This window comes from Rhodococcus sp. P4_F3_2, assembly GCF_056401335.1.
In genome coordinates this window covers 1-16,625 of the sequence record NZ_JBFUJN010000035.1, presented here as the reverse complement: position 1 = coordinate 16,625, position 16,625 = coordinate 1, and the positions used below count along the sequence as shown (strand labels likewise).

At 62.1% G+C, this 16,625-nt stretch carries 15 protein-coding genes; 6 read left to right on the top strand and 9 right to left on the bottom strand.

What is annotated here, in order from left to right; all coding sequences use genetic code 11:
* Nucleotides 1–282: 282 nt before the first annotated feature.
* Nucleotides 283–879: a TetR/AcrR family transcriptional regulator gene (locus AC1DWA_RS27425; RefSeq protein WP_477847832.1), complete on the bottom strand. Its 597-nt coding sequence runs from the start codon at nucleotides 877–879 to the stop codon at nucleotides 283–285.
* 162 nt (nucleotides 880–1,041) lie between these two features.
* Between AC1DWA_RS27425 and AC1DWA_RS27420 the strand changes: the two genes are divergently transcribed.
* From AC1DWA_RS27420 to AC1DWA_RS27410, 3 genes are read left to right on the top strand one after another with little or no spacing between them, the layout of a single operon-like run.
* Nucleotides 1,042–1,974: an ABC transporter permease gene (locus AC1DWA_RS27420; protein ID WP_477847830.1), complete on the top strand. Its 933-nt coding sequence runs from the start codon at nucleotides 1,042–1,044 to the stop codon at nucleotides 1,972–1,974.
* Complete coding sequence (locus AC1DWA_RS27415) at nucleotides 1,971–3,722, top strand: ATP-binding cassette domain-containing protein (RefSeq protein ID WP_477847828.1); 1,752 nt, start codon at nucleotides 1,971–1,973, stop codon at nucleotides 3,720–3,722. The genes AC1DWA_RS27420 and AC1DWA_RS27415 overlap by 4 nt, the downstream gene beginning before the upstream one ends.
* A complete protein-coding gene (locus AC1DWA_RS27410) occupies nucleotides 3,719–4,564 on the top strand; it encodes an ATP-binding cassette domain-containing protein (protein WP_477847826.1) in 846 nt (281 codons plus the stop codon). The genes AC1DWA_RS27415 and AC1DWA_RS27410 overlap by 4 nt, the downstream gene beginning before the upstream one ends.
* Here AC1DWA_RS27410 and AC1DWA_RS27405 read toward each other — a convergent pair.
* Nucleotides 4,541–6,322, bottom strand: coding sequence for a sulfatase (locus tag AC1DWA_RS27405; RefSeq protein WP_477847824.1), 1,782 nt, complete (start codon nucleotides 6,320–6,322; stop codon nucleotides 4,541–4,543). The genes AC1DWA_RS27410 and AC1DWA_RS27405 overlap by 24 nt on opposite strands.
* A gap of 177 nt (nucleotides 6,323–6,499) precedes the next feature.
* Between AC1DWA_RS27405 and AC1DWA_RS27400 the strand changes: the two genes are divergently transcribed.
* Both AC1DWA_RS27400 and AC1DWA_RS27395 read left to right on the top strand, forming a co-directional pair.
* Nucleotides 6,500–8,020, top strand: coding sequence for an ABC transporter substrate-binding protein (locus AC1DWA_RS27400; protein WP_477917314.1), 1,521 nt, complete (start codon nucleotides 6,500–6,502; stop codon nucleotides 8,018–8,020).
* A gap of 206 nt (nucleotides 8,021–8,226) precedes the next feature.
* Entirely contained in the window at nucleotides 8,227–9,111 is an 885-nt protein-coding gene (locus AC1DWA_RS27395; protein WP_477847820.1) for an alpha/beta hydrolase, read from the top strand.
* A 512-nt stretch (nucleotides 9,112–9,623) separates the two neighbouring features.
* Here AC1DWA_RS27395 and AC1DWA_RS27390 read toward each other — a convergent pair.
* The 3 genes from AC1DWA_RS27390 to AC1DWA_RS27380 form a co-directional block, all read right to left on the bottom strand.
* Entirely contained in the window at nucleotides 9,624–10,529 is a 906-nt protein-coding gene (locus AC1DWA_RS27390) for an alpha/beta hydrolase (protein ID WP_477847818.1), read from the bottom strand.
* A gap of 183 nt (nucleotides 10,530–10,712) precedes the next feature.
* Nucleotides 10,713–11,939, bottom strand: coding sequence for a M20 metallopeptidase family protein (locus AC1DWA_RS27385; protein ID WP_477847816.1), 1,227 nt, complete (start codon nucleotides 11,937–11,939; stop codon nucleotides 10,713–10,715).
* Nucleotides 11,936–13,303: an MFS transporter gene (locus AC1DWA_RS27380; protein ID WP_477847814.1), complete on the bottom strand. Its 1,368-nt coding sequence runs from the start codon at nucleotides 13,301–13,303 to the stop codon at nucleotides 11,936–11,938. Before AC1DWA_RS27380 ends, AC1DWA_RS27385 begins: the two co-directional genes overlap by 4 nt.
* 112 nt (nucleotides 13,304–13,415) lie before the next feature.
* On the opposite strand from AC1DWA_RS27380, the gene AC1DWA_RS27375 reads away from it, so the two are divergent.
* Nucleotides 13,416–14,444: an Lrp/AsnC family transcriptional regulator gene (locus AC1DWA_RS27375; RefSeq protein WP_477847812.1), complete on the top strand. Its 1,029-nt coding sequence runs from the start codon at nucleotides 13,416–13,418 to the stop codon at nucleotides 14,442–14,444.
* A 431-nt stretch (nucleotides 14,445–14,875) separates the two neighbouring features.
* On the opposite strand, the gene AC1DWA_RS27370 is transcribed toward AC1DWA_RS27375, so the two are convergent.
* From AC1DWA_RS27370 to AC1DWA_RS27355, 4 genes are all read right to left on the bottom strand, one after another.
* The gene (locus AC1DWA_RS27370; RefSeq protein WP_477847810.1) at nucleotides 14,876–15,229 is read right to left on the bottom strand and encodes a DUF202 domain-containing protein; all 354 of its coding nucleotides are present in this window, start codon (nucleotides 15,227–15,229) and stop codon (nucleotides 14,876–14,878) included.
* Nucleotides 15,226–15,615: a YidH family protein gene (locus tag AC1DWA_RS27365; RefSeq protein WP_477847808.1), complete on the bottom strand. Its 390-nt coding sequence runs from the start codon at nucleotides 15,613–15,615 to the stop codon at nucleotides 15,226–15,228. Before AC1DWA_RS27365 ends, AC1DWA_RS27370 begins: the two co-directional genes overlap by 4 nt.
* A gap of 181 nt (nucleotides 15,616–15,796) precedes the next feature.
* Nucleotides 15,797–16,432, bottom strand: a complete 636-nt coding sequence (locus AC1DWA_RS27360; RefSeq protein WP_477847806.1) for a PadR family transcriptional regulator — start codon at nucleotides 16,430–16,432, stop codon at nucleotides 15,797–15,799.
* Between the two features lie 47 nt (nucleotides 16,433–16,479).
* A partial coding sequence (locus AC1DWA_RS27355; RefSeq protein WP_477917318.1) for an SUMF1/EgtB/PvdO family nonheme iron enzyme occupies nucleotides 16,480–16,625 on the bottom strand: 146 nt, incomplete at its 5' end.

Sequence of the window (16,625 nt, the reverse complement as noted above, 5' to 3'; positions counted from 1 at the left end):
GAACCTGCGCAGCAACAGATTCGGAAAGATCAGGACACTTCGAACAGCGACCGCGGAGACCACGAACATTGCGCCGTACCGGCTTGTCGACGGACACGGCAACAGGTTTTCCGCATATGCGAATCACGCGAACGTGCCGATCGCGTGCCTCGCTCGACTGCGGTGCACAACTGTCAACACGACTGTGATCGCAGTCATACGAGGAGCATACCTACTGAGTACTTGGTAGGTAGGTTTACGGTCACAAAACCAAGAAAGACTGCTCTGCGAGGTGGGCCGGGACTAGGTGTTCGTGAGATCTCTTCGGAGCATGTCGACCATGGCCTGCATGGGGGCGACCATGTCGAAGTCCGGATCGAGAAGCCATTGGTTCTCGAGCCCTTCGAAGGTCGCGATGATCAGCGAGGCAACTTGGGCGGCGTCGACATCTTCTCGTGCGGTCCCCAGTTCCGCGCTTCGGAGGGCGGCAGATTCGAAAATGTTTCGGACGGCCTGTCGACGCTGTCGCGCCCAATCGGAGGCGTCGGATTCGAGCGCGCAGACGTGTGCGAGTCGAACGACGGTCATGCGGTGGCTGTTTGCCCGAACCACCTCGGGGAGAAGGTCGAGCACTGCCATGAGATCGCCGCCCGCGTGGTCCAATCCTTGGGCCAGCAGTTGGAGGTCCTCGACGTCCCTGGATCCGAGGACGGCGGCAAGAAGGCGCTTCTTGCTGGGGAAATGATGAAGCAAGCCGGCCTGGGAGAGTCCCGCAGCTCGTGCCACCGCTGCGAGTGAGGTGCGCCGGAACCCGTGTTCGGCGAAGTGCTCGGTGGCGGCAGTGAGGATGTTGGCGCGCGCGGTTTCTCCTGCGAGGCGTGCAACTTCGGTGGTTCCCATAGTCGAAGGATAGGGGACTTCCCTCAGGCATACCGTCTACTCGGTCGGTTCCGTGTGGCGAGCCGAGGGCATTGCTACCGAGTACTCGGTCGGCTAGCCTGATGGGGATTTGTGACAAGGGCCACAACATTCTGCTGGAAGGCGGCTCGAGAAGTGTTATTGATGATCTTGCGGCGCGCGGGGGTGGGGATTCTCATGGTGGCCGTCGTGGCCACCGTCTCCTTCTTCCTCACGTTCTCCGGAGCGAGCGATGCGGCACGTGCAGTCGTAGGGCAGGACGCGACACAGGAGGTGGTCGATGCCAAGGCCCACGAACTCGGGTTGGACCGGCCGGTGCTCGCCCAGTACGCGGATTGGGTCTCCCACGCACTGACAGGAAACCTCGGGACCTCGTTCTTCGACAGCACCTCGGTCACCGAGAAGATCCTGCAATGGCTACCGGTGACCTTGTCGATCGTGGTGATTGCAATGTTGATCATCGGCGTGTTCAGTGCCGTGCTCGGCGTAGTGGCAGCCGTGCGGCGCGGGTGGTTGGACCGAGCGATTCAATTCGTCTCGATCGGTGGCCACTCACTTCCCGGATATTGGGTCGCAGTGGTGCTGGTGGCGTGGTTGTCCGTGGGCTTGCATCTCTTCCCGGCTACCGGCTACACACCGATCGGAGTGTCGGTCTCGGCATGGGCATGGTCGATCACGCTGCCGGTGTTGGCGCTGTCGATCAGCGGCATTGCTTCGGCCGCACAACAGGCACGCGGCGCGATGATCGACACCTTGCGCAAGGACTACATCCGGACCCTCCGGTCTCGGGGGCTCTCGGAGAGATCGGTGCTCTACAAGCATGCGCTGCGCAACGCCGCGCAACCGTGGCTGACGATCCTCGCGTTGCAGTTCATCGGACTTCTGGGCGGGGCTGTCGTCATCGAGCGCGTGTTCGCACTTCCCGGGCTGGGAACGCTGGCTGTCGACTCGACCATCCAAGGAGATCGTCCGGTCGTGATGGGGATCGTGGTGTTTTCCTCGGTGATGGTCGTCGTGGTCAACCTCTTCGTCGATGTCATCCAAGTGATCCTCAACCCGAAGGTGCGTGTGCGATGAGCATTGATCCAGTGGTGACGGGGGACCGTCCCGTCGTGCATCGTGGAGCCTGGCGCCGCGCGCTCAGCGAACCGATGACCATCATAGGCCTGGCAGTGCTGACCGGAGTGCTGTTCGTGGCAGTGTTCGCCAATCTCCTGATGCCGGCGGATCCCTCACACTCGGACCTGACCTCCGTGCTCGCCGACCCAGGAAGCAGTGGCCACCTCCTCGGCACGGACTCCGCCGGACGAGACGTCTTGTCCCGCTTGATCTCAGGCACACGGATCACCCTGCTCGGCGCGGCCCTGACCCTGTTTGTCGCGGTCGTGATCGGCCTGCCGGGAGGTTTGGTTGCCGGCTATTTCGGCCGCCGATGGGACATATCGTTGTCTTTCGTCGCCGACGTCCTCATGTCGCTGCCCGCCATTCTCGTTCTGTTGGCCTTGATCACAGCTATCGGACCGAACTTGGCGGTCACGATGTGCCTGCTCGGAGTGATGATCTCCCCGAGCCTGTTTCGGATGGTGCGCGCCACCGTGATCGGCGTCAAAGACGAACTCTACGTCGACGCCGCCCGCGTCTCCGGACTCAGTGACTCACGCATCATCGCGCGCCATATTCTCCGCGCAGTCATGGGACCGACGATCGTGATGTTGTCGATCCTCGCCGGCGTGGCGATCTCGGTGCAATCCGGACTCGAATTCCTCGGGCTCGGGGATCCGACCCAGCCGACCTGGGGCGTGATGCTGAGTGATGCGCTCGCATCGATTTCCCGACAACCGTGGGGCATCGTGTGGCCAGGCCTGGCGATCACACTGACCGTCGCCGGGTTCATCCTCGTGGGCAACGGAATCCGCGACTCGGTGCAACCCAGCGGTGCCCTACCGATCCGTAAACCTGCGCCCCACACCTCGACCCCCGAACAGAAAAGTATTGCGGCGCTGGAAGTACGAGGATTGACCGTCGCCTACGGAGCCGCGCGAGGTGAAGACCGCGAGGTCGTGCGCGAAGTGTCCTTCGCGGTCGAACGCGGTCGAACACTCGGATTGATCGGAGAATCCGGATCGGGAAAATCGCAGACGTCGTTCGCTATTCTCGGGCTCCTCGGTGAAGGCGGCGCAGTCGTCGGTGGACAGATTTGGGTCGGGGGACAGGAAATCGGCCACCTGAGAGGCCGCGCCCGGCGACGGCTTCTAGGGCGCGCAATCGCCTACGTTCCACAAGAACCGATGAGCAACCTCGACCCCTCCTTCACCGTCGAACGACAACTCACCGAACCCATGCGCGCTGCGGGCATGAACGACAAGGATGCCACGGCCAAGGCCGCATCTTTGCTCCTGCGCGTCGGAATCCGCGACACCGAGCGTGTCCTGGGTTCATATCCCCACCAACTGTCCGGAGGTATGGCTCAACGCGTGCTGATCGCCGGTGCGATCTCCACCGAACCGGACGTGCTGATCGCGGACGAACCCACCACGGCGCTCGATGTCACCGTCCAAGCAGAAATTTTGGATCTCCTGCGCGACCTGCAACTCGAACTCGGAATGGCACTTGTGCTCGTCACCCACGATCTCGGAGTCGTCGCCGACATCTGCGACGACGTCGTAGTGATGCGCAACGGCGAAGTGATAGAAACAGCCACCTTGGAGGATTTCTTCGCCGGTCCCACACACGAGTACTCACGCCAACTCCTTGCATCGAGCCGCGAAGACGAACTTCGTGCACCCAGAAACTCCAGCGAGCAAATTATCGAGGTAGCCGAATGACCCTGCTCGAAGTAAACGAACTCACTGTCACCTACCCCAAACGCTCCCGAACAGGGGCGGTCATGCGCGCGGTCGAGGAGGTCTCGTTCAGCATCGAGCGCGGCGAGACTCTGGGGCTCGTAGGCGAATCCGGTTCGGGGAAAACAACAATCGGACGGGCGCTGCTCGGCCTGGCACCGGTGAGTTCGGGCAGAATCCGTTTCGATGGCCAGGACCGAACGTCGCTGTCACGCCGGCAACAACGCGCCCTCGCAACCCAGGTGCAGGTGATCTTCCAAGACCCCTACACCTCGCTCAACCCTGCCCTGACGATTTCCGACACCCTCTGCGAGCCGCTCCTGGTTGCCGGAGTGACCAAATCAGCGGCGCGAGAGCAAGTTCGGGAGCTGATGGACGCCGTCGGGTTGCCGAGGGACGCAGCGCAGCGATATCCCAGCGAATTTTCCGGTGGGCAGCGCCAACGCGTGGCGATAGCTCGTGCGTTGGCCCTGAGCCCTCAATTGATCGTGTGCGACGAGCCGACCTCGGCGCTCGATCTGGCCACGCAGGTGCGTGTTCTGGACCTGTTGTCCGAGATTCAGGACCGCACTGGGATTGCCTATTTGTTCATCTCTCATGACCTGGCTGTGGTTCGCCGGATCAGTCACCGCGTAGCGGTCCTGAGGGGTGGGCGTTTGATCGAGGAAGGTACGACCGCGCAAGTCACACAAGAGCCTCGCGAAAAATACACTCGCGAACTGCTCCTTGCCGCTCCGATCGCTGATCCGGTGCGCCAGCGCCAGCGCCGGGCAGAGCGTTCGGCGCTGGCGCTGAGCGAGCTACGTGGTCAGAGCGGAGCGTAGCTCGCGATCGATCGCGAGGAGCCCGTCCATGTCCTGAGATCCGGTGAAACCGTTGAGTTCGACGATGCCGGCACCGATGAGGCGTTCGCGCATCATCGGTGCCAATCCCGAAATGAACGGGAAATGGCTTTCGACGACGGCGGCAGTGGGCGCGTGGGCGAGCAATTCGCTCAGCTGAGCGTGAGCTACCGGTGCGTCCGGTGCGAAGTCGTCCTTCATCGGGACGCTCGCGGTGCTTCGCACTACCGCATTCCACTGCGCGGAGATCAACACATGCTCGGCAGTGACCGGACCTGTCGGCGGCAGACCGAGGCGTTCGTACTGCTCTGCGGGTGCTTCACTCTCGCGCATGAGTTCGACCATCAACTCGATCATCGTCATTTCGAGCTCGTCGTCATCACGCAAGGGGCGCTGCTGCTGTGGGTCGAGTTCGAGGTCGTAGAGCAGTGTTCCGAAGCGGAAAGGATTGCCGACCGTCCACGCCGGAGTGCGGAGCACCGGGATGCCGCGGGTGAACGGGAACCCCTCGACAAGTTCGGCCGCGCGCAGCTCTTCTGCAGAGAAGTGCCCACGCATATGTGTGGGCATGAGTGTGTACTCGTGGAGCGGTGAGTTCTCCGGTCGTACGCACGAACGCATGTAGACGTACCGCCCGTCCGTGACGTTGACGTGCCCACCCGCGACCCCGAACAGAGCGCCCTTACGGATCGGGGCGTCCTCGGTGATCACCGCCGACAGAGAGTGTCCCTGCATGCGGTCCGTGGGCGGGCAATCGAACACATCCAACAGTGTCGGGCCGAGATCGACCGTCTGCACCAAGGCTTCTCGGCTCGATCCGCGCTCACCGGAGCGGGGATCCCAGACGAACAGGGGGGTGTGGATCGTCTCGTCGTAGAACGGCTGCACGGTCTTGCCCCACCAGCCGTGCTCTCCCAGAAGGAACCCGTGGTCGGTGCACACGATCAGGGCAGTGTCGGACCACAAGTCGTGCTCGTCGAATGCGGCGAGCACACGTTGCACCGAGCGGTCACATTGCGCGAGAAGGGCGAGGTAAGAGCGGCGGAGTCGCTCTTGCTCGTTCATTGATTCGGTCACCCGGCGGTACTGGGGCCAGTCGAAGATCGGTTCGGACGTGTCGACCCCGGCGATCGCGAGGTATTCGGGATAGGTGAAGAAGGGTTCGTGAGGATCGAAGCACTCGATCTGGAGCATCCACGAGTCCGCGTGAGCATTCACGGCGATGAACTCGAGACCCGAATCGACAGTCGCGGTCTGCGAATGCGTGTCCTCGGTCGGCATGTAGGTCCGATTGATCCAATCCTGTCGTGCCACAGTCGTTGTGGGGTTGAGGTTCGCAGGCGGGGCGGGTGGATCGACGACGCCCTTCCATCGGTCGCCTTCCTGGCCTCGAAAGAGCTCGTAGGTGTCGAACCGGTTGTGATAGGTGGCGCCGCCGTCTTCCCAGTAGTGGTAGTGGTCGGTCGAGAGGTGCGTGTGGATTCCGGCCGCGCTGAGGATCGACGGGACCGAATCGTCGAAGGGTTCGAGTGGGCCCCAGGAGCGGTGCAGGAAGTTGTGTCGCCCGGTATGCATCTCCCGGCGAGCGGGCATGCACGGCATGCTGCCGGCGTAACAGTTGTCGAAGCGCACGCTGTGTTCGGCGAGGCGGTCGAAACCCGGTGTAGGGATGTCGGTTCCGCCGTAGGGCCCCAGATAGCGTCTGCACAATGTGTCGAACATCAGGACGACAGCTCTCATTGCGTTTCCTTCGTTTGTCGTGAGGTCGGGGGAGTGGGAGAACTCTTCTTGCCGGATATCTATCGATGACAATAGGCCCGAAAGGGCTTGCCGACCGAGTACTCAGTCAGTAGGCTACTGCTTCAGTGTGATCCCCGCCATAGTGGCGGAAGCGGATCCATTCGACGAGGAGAGTCCATGCCACGAACTTGGTCCCGGCTGTGTGTTGCCGCGGTCGCCGTTGCCCTTGCAGTGACAGGGTGTAGCAGCGGAGGAGCGACGAGCCAGACATCGGACACCCTGACCATTGCCTCGCTCACCCCGAAAACATCGTTCGACACAGACAGCAACCTCCTCGGCAACGACGTCGTGTATTGGGAACCGGTATTCGATACGCTGCTGCGCTTCGGCAAGGACAAGAATCTCGAACCCGACCTCGCCACATCGTGGTCGTACAACGCCGAAGAGACCGAACTCACCGTCAATCTGCGCACGGGTGTGAAGTTCAGCGACGGAACGCCTTTCGACGCAGAAGCTGTCAAGGTGAACCTCGATCACTCACGTTCGACCCCGAGCATGGCCGCACAAGAACTGGCCGCAGTAACCGACGTCACGGTCATCTCGCCCGAGCAGGTAATACTCAAACTACGCGCCCGAGACCCTGCGCTGCTGCCCAGTCTCGCCCTGGTAGGCGGGCTGATGGCCTCACCGAAGTCCATAGCTGCCGGCACGCTGGCAAAGGAACCGGTGGGCACAGGACCGTACATCTATGACGCGGGCAATTCCGGTGTCGACCGTCAGTCCTACATACGCAACCCCGAGCACTGGAACAAGGACGCATACCCGTACGACAAGGTCGTCGTCAGGTCGATGTCCGAATTGACACCTCGCCTCAACGCCATCAAAAACGGCGAAATCAGCGCCACACAACTCTCTCCTGCCAGCAGTGACGACGCACGTGGCGCCGGACTGAGCCTGTACGAACGGGAAGTCAACTGGTCCGGCTTCGTCATCGCCGACAGGCAGGGTTCTTCGGWTCCTGCGCTAGGCGACGTCCGAGTCCGGCAGGCACTGAACTACGCACTCGGACGGGACGAACTCGTCGAGGGACTCATGCTCGGCGCGGGCACGGCAACCACCCAGATATTCGCCGAGGACAGTGCCGCCTACGATCCCGATCTGGACACTCGCTACCCCCACGACCCGGCCAAAGCCAAAGCACTACTCAGCGAGGCCGGATACCCCAATGGGCTCGATCTGACCGTTCCCGACTGGTTCTCCGCATCCCAACCGGGCCTGGCGCCGGCGTTGTCCCAGCAGCTGTCGGAAGCAGGAATCAACGTGACCTGGGAAAAAATCCCCCCCAGTAAGACCATCCCCGAACTCTCGTCCGGAAAGTACCCGATCTTCTACATGCAGCTCGGCTCCCGCACCGCGTGGGAGGACATCGGCCAATCCGTACTACCTTCCGCGACGTGGAATCCGATGGGCGCTCGCAGTGAACAGCTCGACGCTCTACTCGTAAAAGCCCGCAGCGTGACAGGCGATGCCTACGACACGGCGCTGCGCGAGATCGACACATGGCTCGTCGACAACGCCTGGTTCGCACCGGTAGCACGGTCGAGCCTCGTCTTCGCCACCCGCGACAACGTCGGTGTCGACGAAGACCTGTGGGGCGTCATGGTCAACCCTTCCCTTCGTGCATACACCCAGAAATAAGTTTCCAGAAAACGCGTCACCGTCTCGCAGCAGCGCGCACTTTGATTTCGCGCCGCGCTGCTGCCAAAAGCCTCCCCGTGCCGGACCCCCGGGTGCCTGGCACGGAGAGCATCGGCGAACAGGCTGCCTGAAATCGCGCAGCCACACCCCGCCCACCTGCCGGGCGCGTAGCCGAAAACTCTTGTACAGGAACAGAAAGGGCTTCCATGCTCGCCGGAACAACCAAAGCGGGACTGTGCTCGTCCATCGTCACCAAAGTCGGTGCCACCGCCGTGGCGGTGCTCTTGTCTACAGGGATCGCTTCGGCGAGCGTGCCCGTCCCTCAAACACCGTCGACACCGCCAGGGGAACCGACCTACACGGAAACGAGTTACCCCACCGACCACGGCCCCCAAGCCATGACCGTCTACCGTCCCGCCGGCCCTGTGGCATCGCATGGCCCTGCGATCGTGATGGTCCACGGGGGTGCATGGGTGCGCGGCTCTCGCGCCCTGCTCGACGACCAAGCGCGGCAGGCCGCTGCCGCTGGTTTCGTCGTCTTCAATGTCGACTACGAGTTGTCGGCTCCGCGGAATCCCCGTCAGGTCGAGGACGTGAAGTCGGCCATCGACCACATCCACGCACACGCGGATGCCTTCGGAATTGACGCAGATCGGATCGGCGGCTTGGGAACCTCGGCCGGGGCGCATCTACTCATGCAGGCAGTCACCGCGGGGCAGGCTCCGCTCAAGGCAGTCGTGGGCTGGTCTGGACCCTACGATCTCACCGGCCAGGGGAGCGCCCCGAACACAGCACTCGCACTCGGCGCAGCGGAGATCTATCTGGGATGCCTCCCTCATATCAACCTGTGCAACGATTTGGCCACCGAAGCCTCACCGATCACTCACGTCGCACCGGGGCAGGCGTCCACACTTTTGTTGAACTCCTCCAACGAACTGATCCCGCTCGATCAGATGACCAGATTCGCAGACCGCCTGCGGTCGGTAGGGACCCTCGTCGAGACACGAGAGCTTCCAGGGTCCCGGCACGCGGTCGCATATTCTGCCGAGGCCATCGGTCCCACGCTGGAATTCCTTGCACTCCACCTGTGATTCGTCGGAGCACAGGTGAGCATGGGCTCGGAACATAGACCGGCAGTTGCGATGCCGGCCGGCGACGGTGACATCGACTACTGCCGCAGCATCGCGACTGGATGGAACCGACGAGGAATCGATATGTCACGGCTGGAGGCAATTCCGGCTGCGGGAGGTGTCAGGGTCTTCGATGAGGGAGACCCGGCGATGGTCTGCAGCCGGAATTGTCGCTGTCCGTTGACCTGAACTCGAACTCGGAGAAAATGTCGTCAAACCCGCGGCCCGCGGAAATACTTCGCAACATGAACCAGCCGCGCACCGCAATCGCGGCCCTCGGCCGAGCAGAGCGGCCTGACCGCCAGGTCCGTCATGCGATGCGAACTGTGGCCGAACCGATGGTGTCCAGGGGGCATGCGCGAAAGCGATGAGCGGGACGTCGCTTATCGAGCGGGGGTGAGGTGGCTCGATTTCGCGGCAGCAACTGATGCAGCCACCGCTTGCCCCGCACCCGCGCCGGCCCCTCGACGGATCTACCGACGAAAGCAACGCGTCCCCGAGACCGACAGCGATTCGACTATGCGCCGCCTCGCGAGCCTGCCTTCAGGAACTGGTGCCAGCACGTACACGTGGATCCCGTCCTCCACCACGTGGACAGTGATGGGGTTCCCCTCCTTGGTCGCCAGGTCGCGTAGGCGCACTACATCGGGGTAGACAATGTCGTGCGTACCCACGAACACCTCGATCGGAGGCAGGTTGTGCAACGGGCCGTTAATCGGACTCAACTCGGCTGATTCGAGTGCTGTGCCGTTCGCCCATGCGCGAGCGAAGTCCGCCAACGGTGTTCGATTGAGCCAAGGGTCCTTGTGTTCCATCGCGGCTATGTCCGGGTTGGACAGCGTGACGTCCAACCACGGTGACAGCAGAAGGAGGCGGGCCGGCTGGGCGAGACCGGACTCGGGCAAGGATTGCGCTACTGCCAGCGCTAAACCTCCCCCTGCCGAATCGCCTATGACAGTAATTCGTGTCGCGTCGAATTCGCTGAGGAGATCACGGTATACGGATGTCAGGAACTTTGCGCCGGCGTGGTGATCGTGTGTGGGCGCCAGCCCATAGATGGGCACCTCGACTCGGCAGCCCGAGTCGACCAGCTCCCCGATGAACGACCAGTGAGGGGCGAGTATTTCGTTGACGTACGAGCCTCCGTGGACGTAGACCACAGCCTGAGTCGAATGTGTCGTCCGCGGTTCGAGGCTGTAGCAATCGAAACCATGGACCGTGCGCCTCGTCACTCGGAATCGTGTGTGGAAGCGACGGGGAGGAGCGGGATCGCCTTTCGGTGCAGCGAGATGCTTGAGTGCGTCCGCAGAGGTCGTCAACTTCGGTTTGCGTCGGTGTCGAAGGTAGATCGACAACAATGTCATTCTCGTGCTTGCCATCTCGGTCTACTCTCCATTATCGGCAGTACTGTGCGGAATCCGTTTGTCTCGGATCGGAGACGCGTCCCCGTAGGCCGCTCGCCCTCGCAGCGACCCGTGCCTTGCAGCGTTGGCGCTCTCCTCGGCCGGGGCGAGACACAGAAACTGGCCTTCAAGGTGTTCGAGGATCAGCTGGGAAACTCTCTAATCTTGCTGCGCGAGTATCTGTAGACGGCGAGCGGCTAGTTCGGCGTACACAGCGGCACCGTCGGCGAGTACCGCATCGTCGAAAACGGCGTTCGCAGAGTGGTTGTTGGGCGCGGTTGACCAGTCGCGATCGCTCGGGGTAGCCCCGAGGCCGATGAACGCTCCCGGAACGACGTCGAGTACTCGCGAGAAGTCCTCCGAGCCGGCAGCCGGTGTCGGAGCCCAACCCACTCTTTCCTCACCGAGTACCTCTCCCACGGTCTGAACGGCGAATTCAGCCTCGGTTGCATCGTTGACTGTGACCGGGTAGCACTCCTGATAGTCGACCTCGACATCAACGCCATGTGCGGCGGCCACTCCGCGACAGACTTGATCGAATCCGTCTTTGATCGCGCTGCGGGTGGATGCGGAGAAAGTGCGCACAGTGGCCTCGAAGACTGCTGCTTCGGGGATCACGTTGTGTTGGGTGCCCGCGTGGAACGCTCCAACGGTGACGACGACTGGGTCGAAGACGTCGTATGTCCGAGTGATGTGCATCTGTAACGAGGTGATCATTTCGCAAGCTGCAGCGATGGGATCTTTGGCCCGGTGCGGTGACGATCCGTGTCCGCCCGCTCCGGTGACGGTGACGGTGACGGTGTCAGAGGCAGCCAGGAAGGGGCCACGTCGTGTCAAGAAGGTGCCGGCGGGAAAACCCGAGGACATCACATGCAGACCGTATGCGGTATCAACGCGAGTCCCTGCGATGTCGAGGACTCCCTCGGTGATCATCGCGGCCGCGCCGTCGTAGCCTTCCTCGCCGGGCTGAAACATGAAGACCACATCGCCCGCGAGGTGTTCTCGACGAGCGCTAAGCAAATGTGCTGCACCGGTAAGCATGCTGGTGTGCAAGTCGTGACCGCACGCATGCATTTTTCCGTCGAACCGGGACCTGTATTCGAGGTTCGTGAGCTCGTGCACAGGTAAGGCGTCCATGTCTGCACGTAGCAGGACGGTGCTACCGGGACGTGCACCGCGTAGGACGGCGGTCACTGACGACAACTGTGTTCCTCGAGTGATCTCGAGCGGGAGGCCTTGCAGAGCCCCGAGAACTTTCTCCTGGGTGCGAGGCAGGTCAAGGCCGATCTCGGGCTCTGCGTGAAGACGGTGTCGTAGGGAGATGAGCTCGTCGGACATGGTTCGAGCGTCGTCGACCAAGGATGTGGTGCTGAATGTTGCGCTCATGGTTGGACCTCATCGCGGATGGGGCGGGCAAGGGCGGTGAAACCGGGAACTCGGGTGGCGACGAATGTTCCGCCGAGCCCGATCGCCGCCGCGGCAGCGACATAGTAGGGAATAAGAGCGGAGTGCCCGCGGATCGCCAGTGCTTCGGCGAGTAACGGAAAGGTTCCGCCGAACACGGAAACTGCCACCGCACCGACGATTCCCGCGCCAACGGCCCGCACGGCGACGGGGAACAACAGCCCGCTCAGCAGATTGGCGAGAGCTATTTGCGGTGCGACAAGGATTCCGAGGATTACGGCGACCATTGCAAACGGCAGGGAACCGGAAGACATGCCGTACAAGAGTGGAACTGCGGCGACGGTCAACATGAGCGCGCCACCGCGCATCACCGGGATCAAGCCGATGCGGTCGGCCAGTAGCCCCGACAACAACATTGCCGCGAGTGTGGTGACAAAAACAACCGGCATGAACGACGACGCACCGGCTTTACTTGCCGCTCCGATGTGATCGGCGAAGACGGGGAGGTACACCAGTGAGAAGTAGAACGAGACCGTGCTGCCGACGACGATGAGGAACAACGCCGCACATGCGAACGGGTGCTGGGTGAACACCGTGCGGACGGGAGGTCTCTGGGTTCCGTGCGCTTCGAGTTCTTCTTCGAATTGTTCACTCTCCGGGGCGCTTTTGCGAACCCAGATCGCTGCGAGACCGATGAGAGCGGCGGCGACGAACCCCCAGCGCCATCCACCCTCTGCCAGGCCTTCTTCACCCAGAGTGGCGTTCAGTACCGCCACAGTGGCGAACGACATCAGTGATCCGATGATGACCCCGGCATAGGAGATGCCGCTGAAGAGCGAACGCCTGCGCGGCGGTGCTGTTTCGGTGATGTACGCCGCAACGGTGGGAGCTTCGCCGCCGTAGGCCAACCCCTGGATCAAGCGGGCAACTACCACCAGGACTGCCGACCACGCTCCGATCATGGCGTGGGACGGGACTACAGCGAGGAGCAAACTTGCACCGGCAATCACCGAGATGCACAGCATGAGTCCGAATCGGCGACCTCTGCGATCGGCGAGGCGCCCGACGAGAACACTCCCGATCGGGCGGGCCAGGAAGCCTACGGCGAATCCGCCGTAGGCCATCAGGGTCGCGGTCGTGCCGACACCGGGAAACAGTTGATCGGCGAAGAAGGGCGCGAGCACTGCGTACATGCTCCAGTCGTACGACTCGACCACGGAACCGACTGTCGCCGCGCTGAGTGCTCGCCGACTCGTTCGTGCCTTACTCGGCTGGTGTCCTCGCCGACCGGACGGCACCGCTGCTGGTGGAACTGTCGCCGTTATGTGCCCGTCGGGAAGCGGCATCTGAGGTCCCTTCGTGGAATGTGGAACTGATGAGATGCGACACTAGGGATCGGAAACATAAGATCCGCCAATATGCGAGAAATGGAAAGAACCAAGGAGTTCAAAACCTCATATGGAAAGTCTGAGTGAGAACGAGATGCGGGTGCTCAATGCTGTTCAGTTGGCGCCGCGTGCTTCGTGGGCCCAACTGGGACAAGCACTCGACCTCGATGCCGCAACTGTGGCCAGGCGGTGGTCCAGACTGGTTTCAGCCGGCTCTGCGTGGCTTTCGGCCTATCCCGGGCCCGGGGCGGGACACCGTCTCAATGTCTCGTTCATCGAGGTGAACTGCGTCACGAACAAGGTATTGAGCGTCGCTGAGGCTTTGGCGACGGATCCTCGCGTTGTCACAATCGAGCACGTCACCGGCTCTCGCGATCTCGTGCTCACCGTCGCGACTGCCGGTCTCGAAGCCTTGTCGGAGTTCTTGCTGCACGGCATCTCGCAGATCGCGGGCGTATCGTCCACCCAGACACAGCCCGGTACCCGCATCTTTGTCGAAGGCGGTGACTGGCAGCTCCGCTCCCTTGACATCGGCGAACAGGGCCGTATAGAACGCAACCGACCCAGGACAACCGATGCCCCGGCACTCGTCTCGGACCGTAGCTATCGCGAACTGCTGGGACTACTCGCCGAAGACGCACGGATGGGCGTCAGTGAACTAGCCGACAGGCTCGGCGTCAGCCGCCCGACTGCTCGCCGCAGAATCGAAGGAGTACTGGCCCGCCGCGAGATCGTCGTGCGCTGTGACGTCCCACATGGCCTCACACGATGGCCGGTATCGGCCACACTCTGGGCAGACGTACCGCCCGAACAGCACGCCGATGTAGCGCGAACATTGTCAGACCTTCCCGAGACCCGACTGACCGTCGGTCTGACCGGCGGCGCGGCCAACCTCATGATCTCACTGTGGATGAGAGGACTTGAAGACTTGCAACGACTCGAAACGATTCTCGCTGAACGAGTTCCAGGGATACGAATCGTAGAGCGCGCAGTGGCCCTCCGGCACATCAAGCGTGTGGGCGCACTGCTCGGCCCCCACGGTCGGGCAATCGGTCATGTCCCGGTCGACCCATGGTTCGGCGTGCTCGACCCTCTCTGAGCCGTTCAGCCAAACCCGGGCGGCGGCCCGGGGGGCCTGCAAGGAGATCACAGACACACGTCGGCGATTCGGCCAGCGGCGGCGGGAACTGGTCGAGACAGCGAGTTGCGTCAGCGCTCCATCGTGACCGACGACCGACCCTCGATGCCGTGTAGCGAAAGAATCAAAATGAGGTCGACTCTCTTCCACAGTGGTCCGAGGCCGACTGTGGAAACGAAAAGCAAGACGAAGAACGGAATACCAATCCTCGAAAATGCAAACCAGAGTGATCCGGCAAAGGCAAAGGATGACGCGGCACAACCGCCGCAGGTGTACTCCGGGCGCGCAACTCACCGGTGCCACGTCGGCGATCGCGGATAGAAATTTACAGATGGACCTCCGGCGCTGTGGTTCTGCATGTCACACCAGGTCAGGCCCGATCGGCGTACCGGTCACGCAGTTCGAGCGCTCAGAAGGTGAACCAACTCGAACAGACACATTCCGATCATGACAACAGAGACCGCGATCGGCAGGCGCGCATCCGGGAGATTGCCTCGACGCACCCGCCCCTGCGCTTGAGGTGTTCCGAGCGCATACGTCATGTGCCGATACCTGTTGTGAGATAAGAGAATAAGTACCAGTACCGGACCCAGGGCTGCTGCCGTCACCCCAGCGGCAACCCATGAAAGATGAGGAGTGGTGATGCGCGAAATGGCGAGCGCGCACGCCAATATTGCCGCTGCAGTGCGTTGCCACGAGAGGGCAGTGCGCTCGACTTGCGCGCCATGATCCCCAGAGAGATTCACGGGATGCGCCCCGCGATGGCCAAAGCCAGCAAGAGCACCGCAATTCCTCCCACAATGACTGTCACCGCGACAGCGGTCAGTGGGGCGGCGAGAGGCAGCATTCGCCTGAGCGCTCGTTCATTCCTCCACCACCTGAGCACGCCTCCCACGGCGCACAACAGTCCCAAGCTCACCGAACCGAGTGCGAGCAACGAGCTGTGCCCTGCGGTAACGATGTCGTCAAGGGCATCGAGCGCCACACCGAGAGCGAGAAAAGCCAACGAGGTGCGGATCCACGCGAGAAGAGTGCGCTCGTTGGCGAGACTGAAGCGCGGATCGGGCTCGCTTCCAACGGAATAGAGTTTCGTCGGCCAGCGACGATCGGTATCGTCGGGGTCTGAGGTCATGCCAGCTTCCTTGCGCGTACGACGTCGATTCACGACTGAGTTGATTCAATTGATGCAATATGTGCGCCCACCCGAGATCGAGGGGTTGATGGTCTTCATGGCCGTGAGATCGGCGCCCGAAGCCTGAAAGATCGGCGAGAAACCCTGCGCGAGGAGCTCCAACGAACAGCAAAACCCAGGACTAGGGGCGCGCCTTCTGTACAGGCGAATCGACCGAATCGCCTTGCCCTCGGTAGGGAACCGAGCTGACCGTGCCCTTCGCTTCTCTCTCGAACTTCGCGAGAGAGAGTTGGAGCCACGCGATGTAACTCGCGGTTGCCATGTACCCGTGTTCGTGAGCAGTGGTGTGCAACTCGTGTACCCAGGACGCGTCGATTCCAGAGGCGGGCTCAAGCTTCATCTCCACGACGGCTTGCCAACCTGGGGATGTGGCCTGGGCGATGCGAAAATCCAACTCGGTGCGGATCAGTTCGATGGCGACGTCCGGGCCCAGTTGGCCCGCGAACAGAAGACGAAGTTTGAAATCTGGATCGGAGGGCCGTGGTGACGGTGTGTAGGGCGATCGCGCCCAGTCGAGTAGGGCCGTGTGCCCGGTGTCGGTGAGCCGATAGACCTTGGCATCGGGCTTGCCGTCTCGTAGGTCTACCTCGAATTCGACCCAGCCTTTGTCGATGAGTTTGGGCATCGTCCGATAGATGTGCGGCAGTTGGACTCCGTATCCGAGATACTGTCCGGGGCCGTCCATCCACTTACGGATGTCGTAGCCGGACAACGGACTCATCGCCAGCATTCCGAGGATGACGAATTCAAGGCGCATACGGTAACCCCCGCCAGCGGTGGTGCCTGGTCTCTGATCTAGATGCGTCATTGGCGCACCATCCGGAAACCGCAATTGCCCGTAGATGATTCAGGTGTATTCGCTGAGCGAGCGGCGAGCCTGTATCGGTTGCAGTAGCTGTGGTGGCACAGGTACGAACCGCCTCTGGTGACACGCGAGGTACCGTTACCGT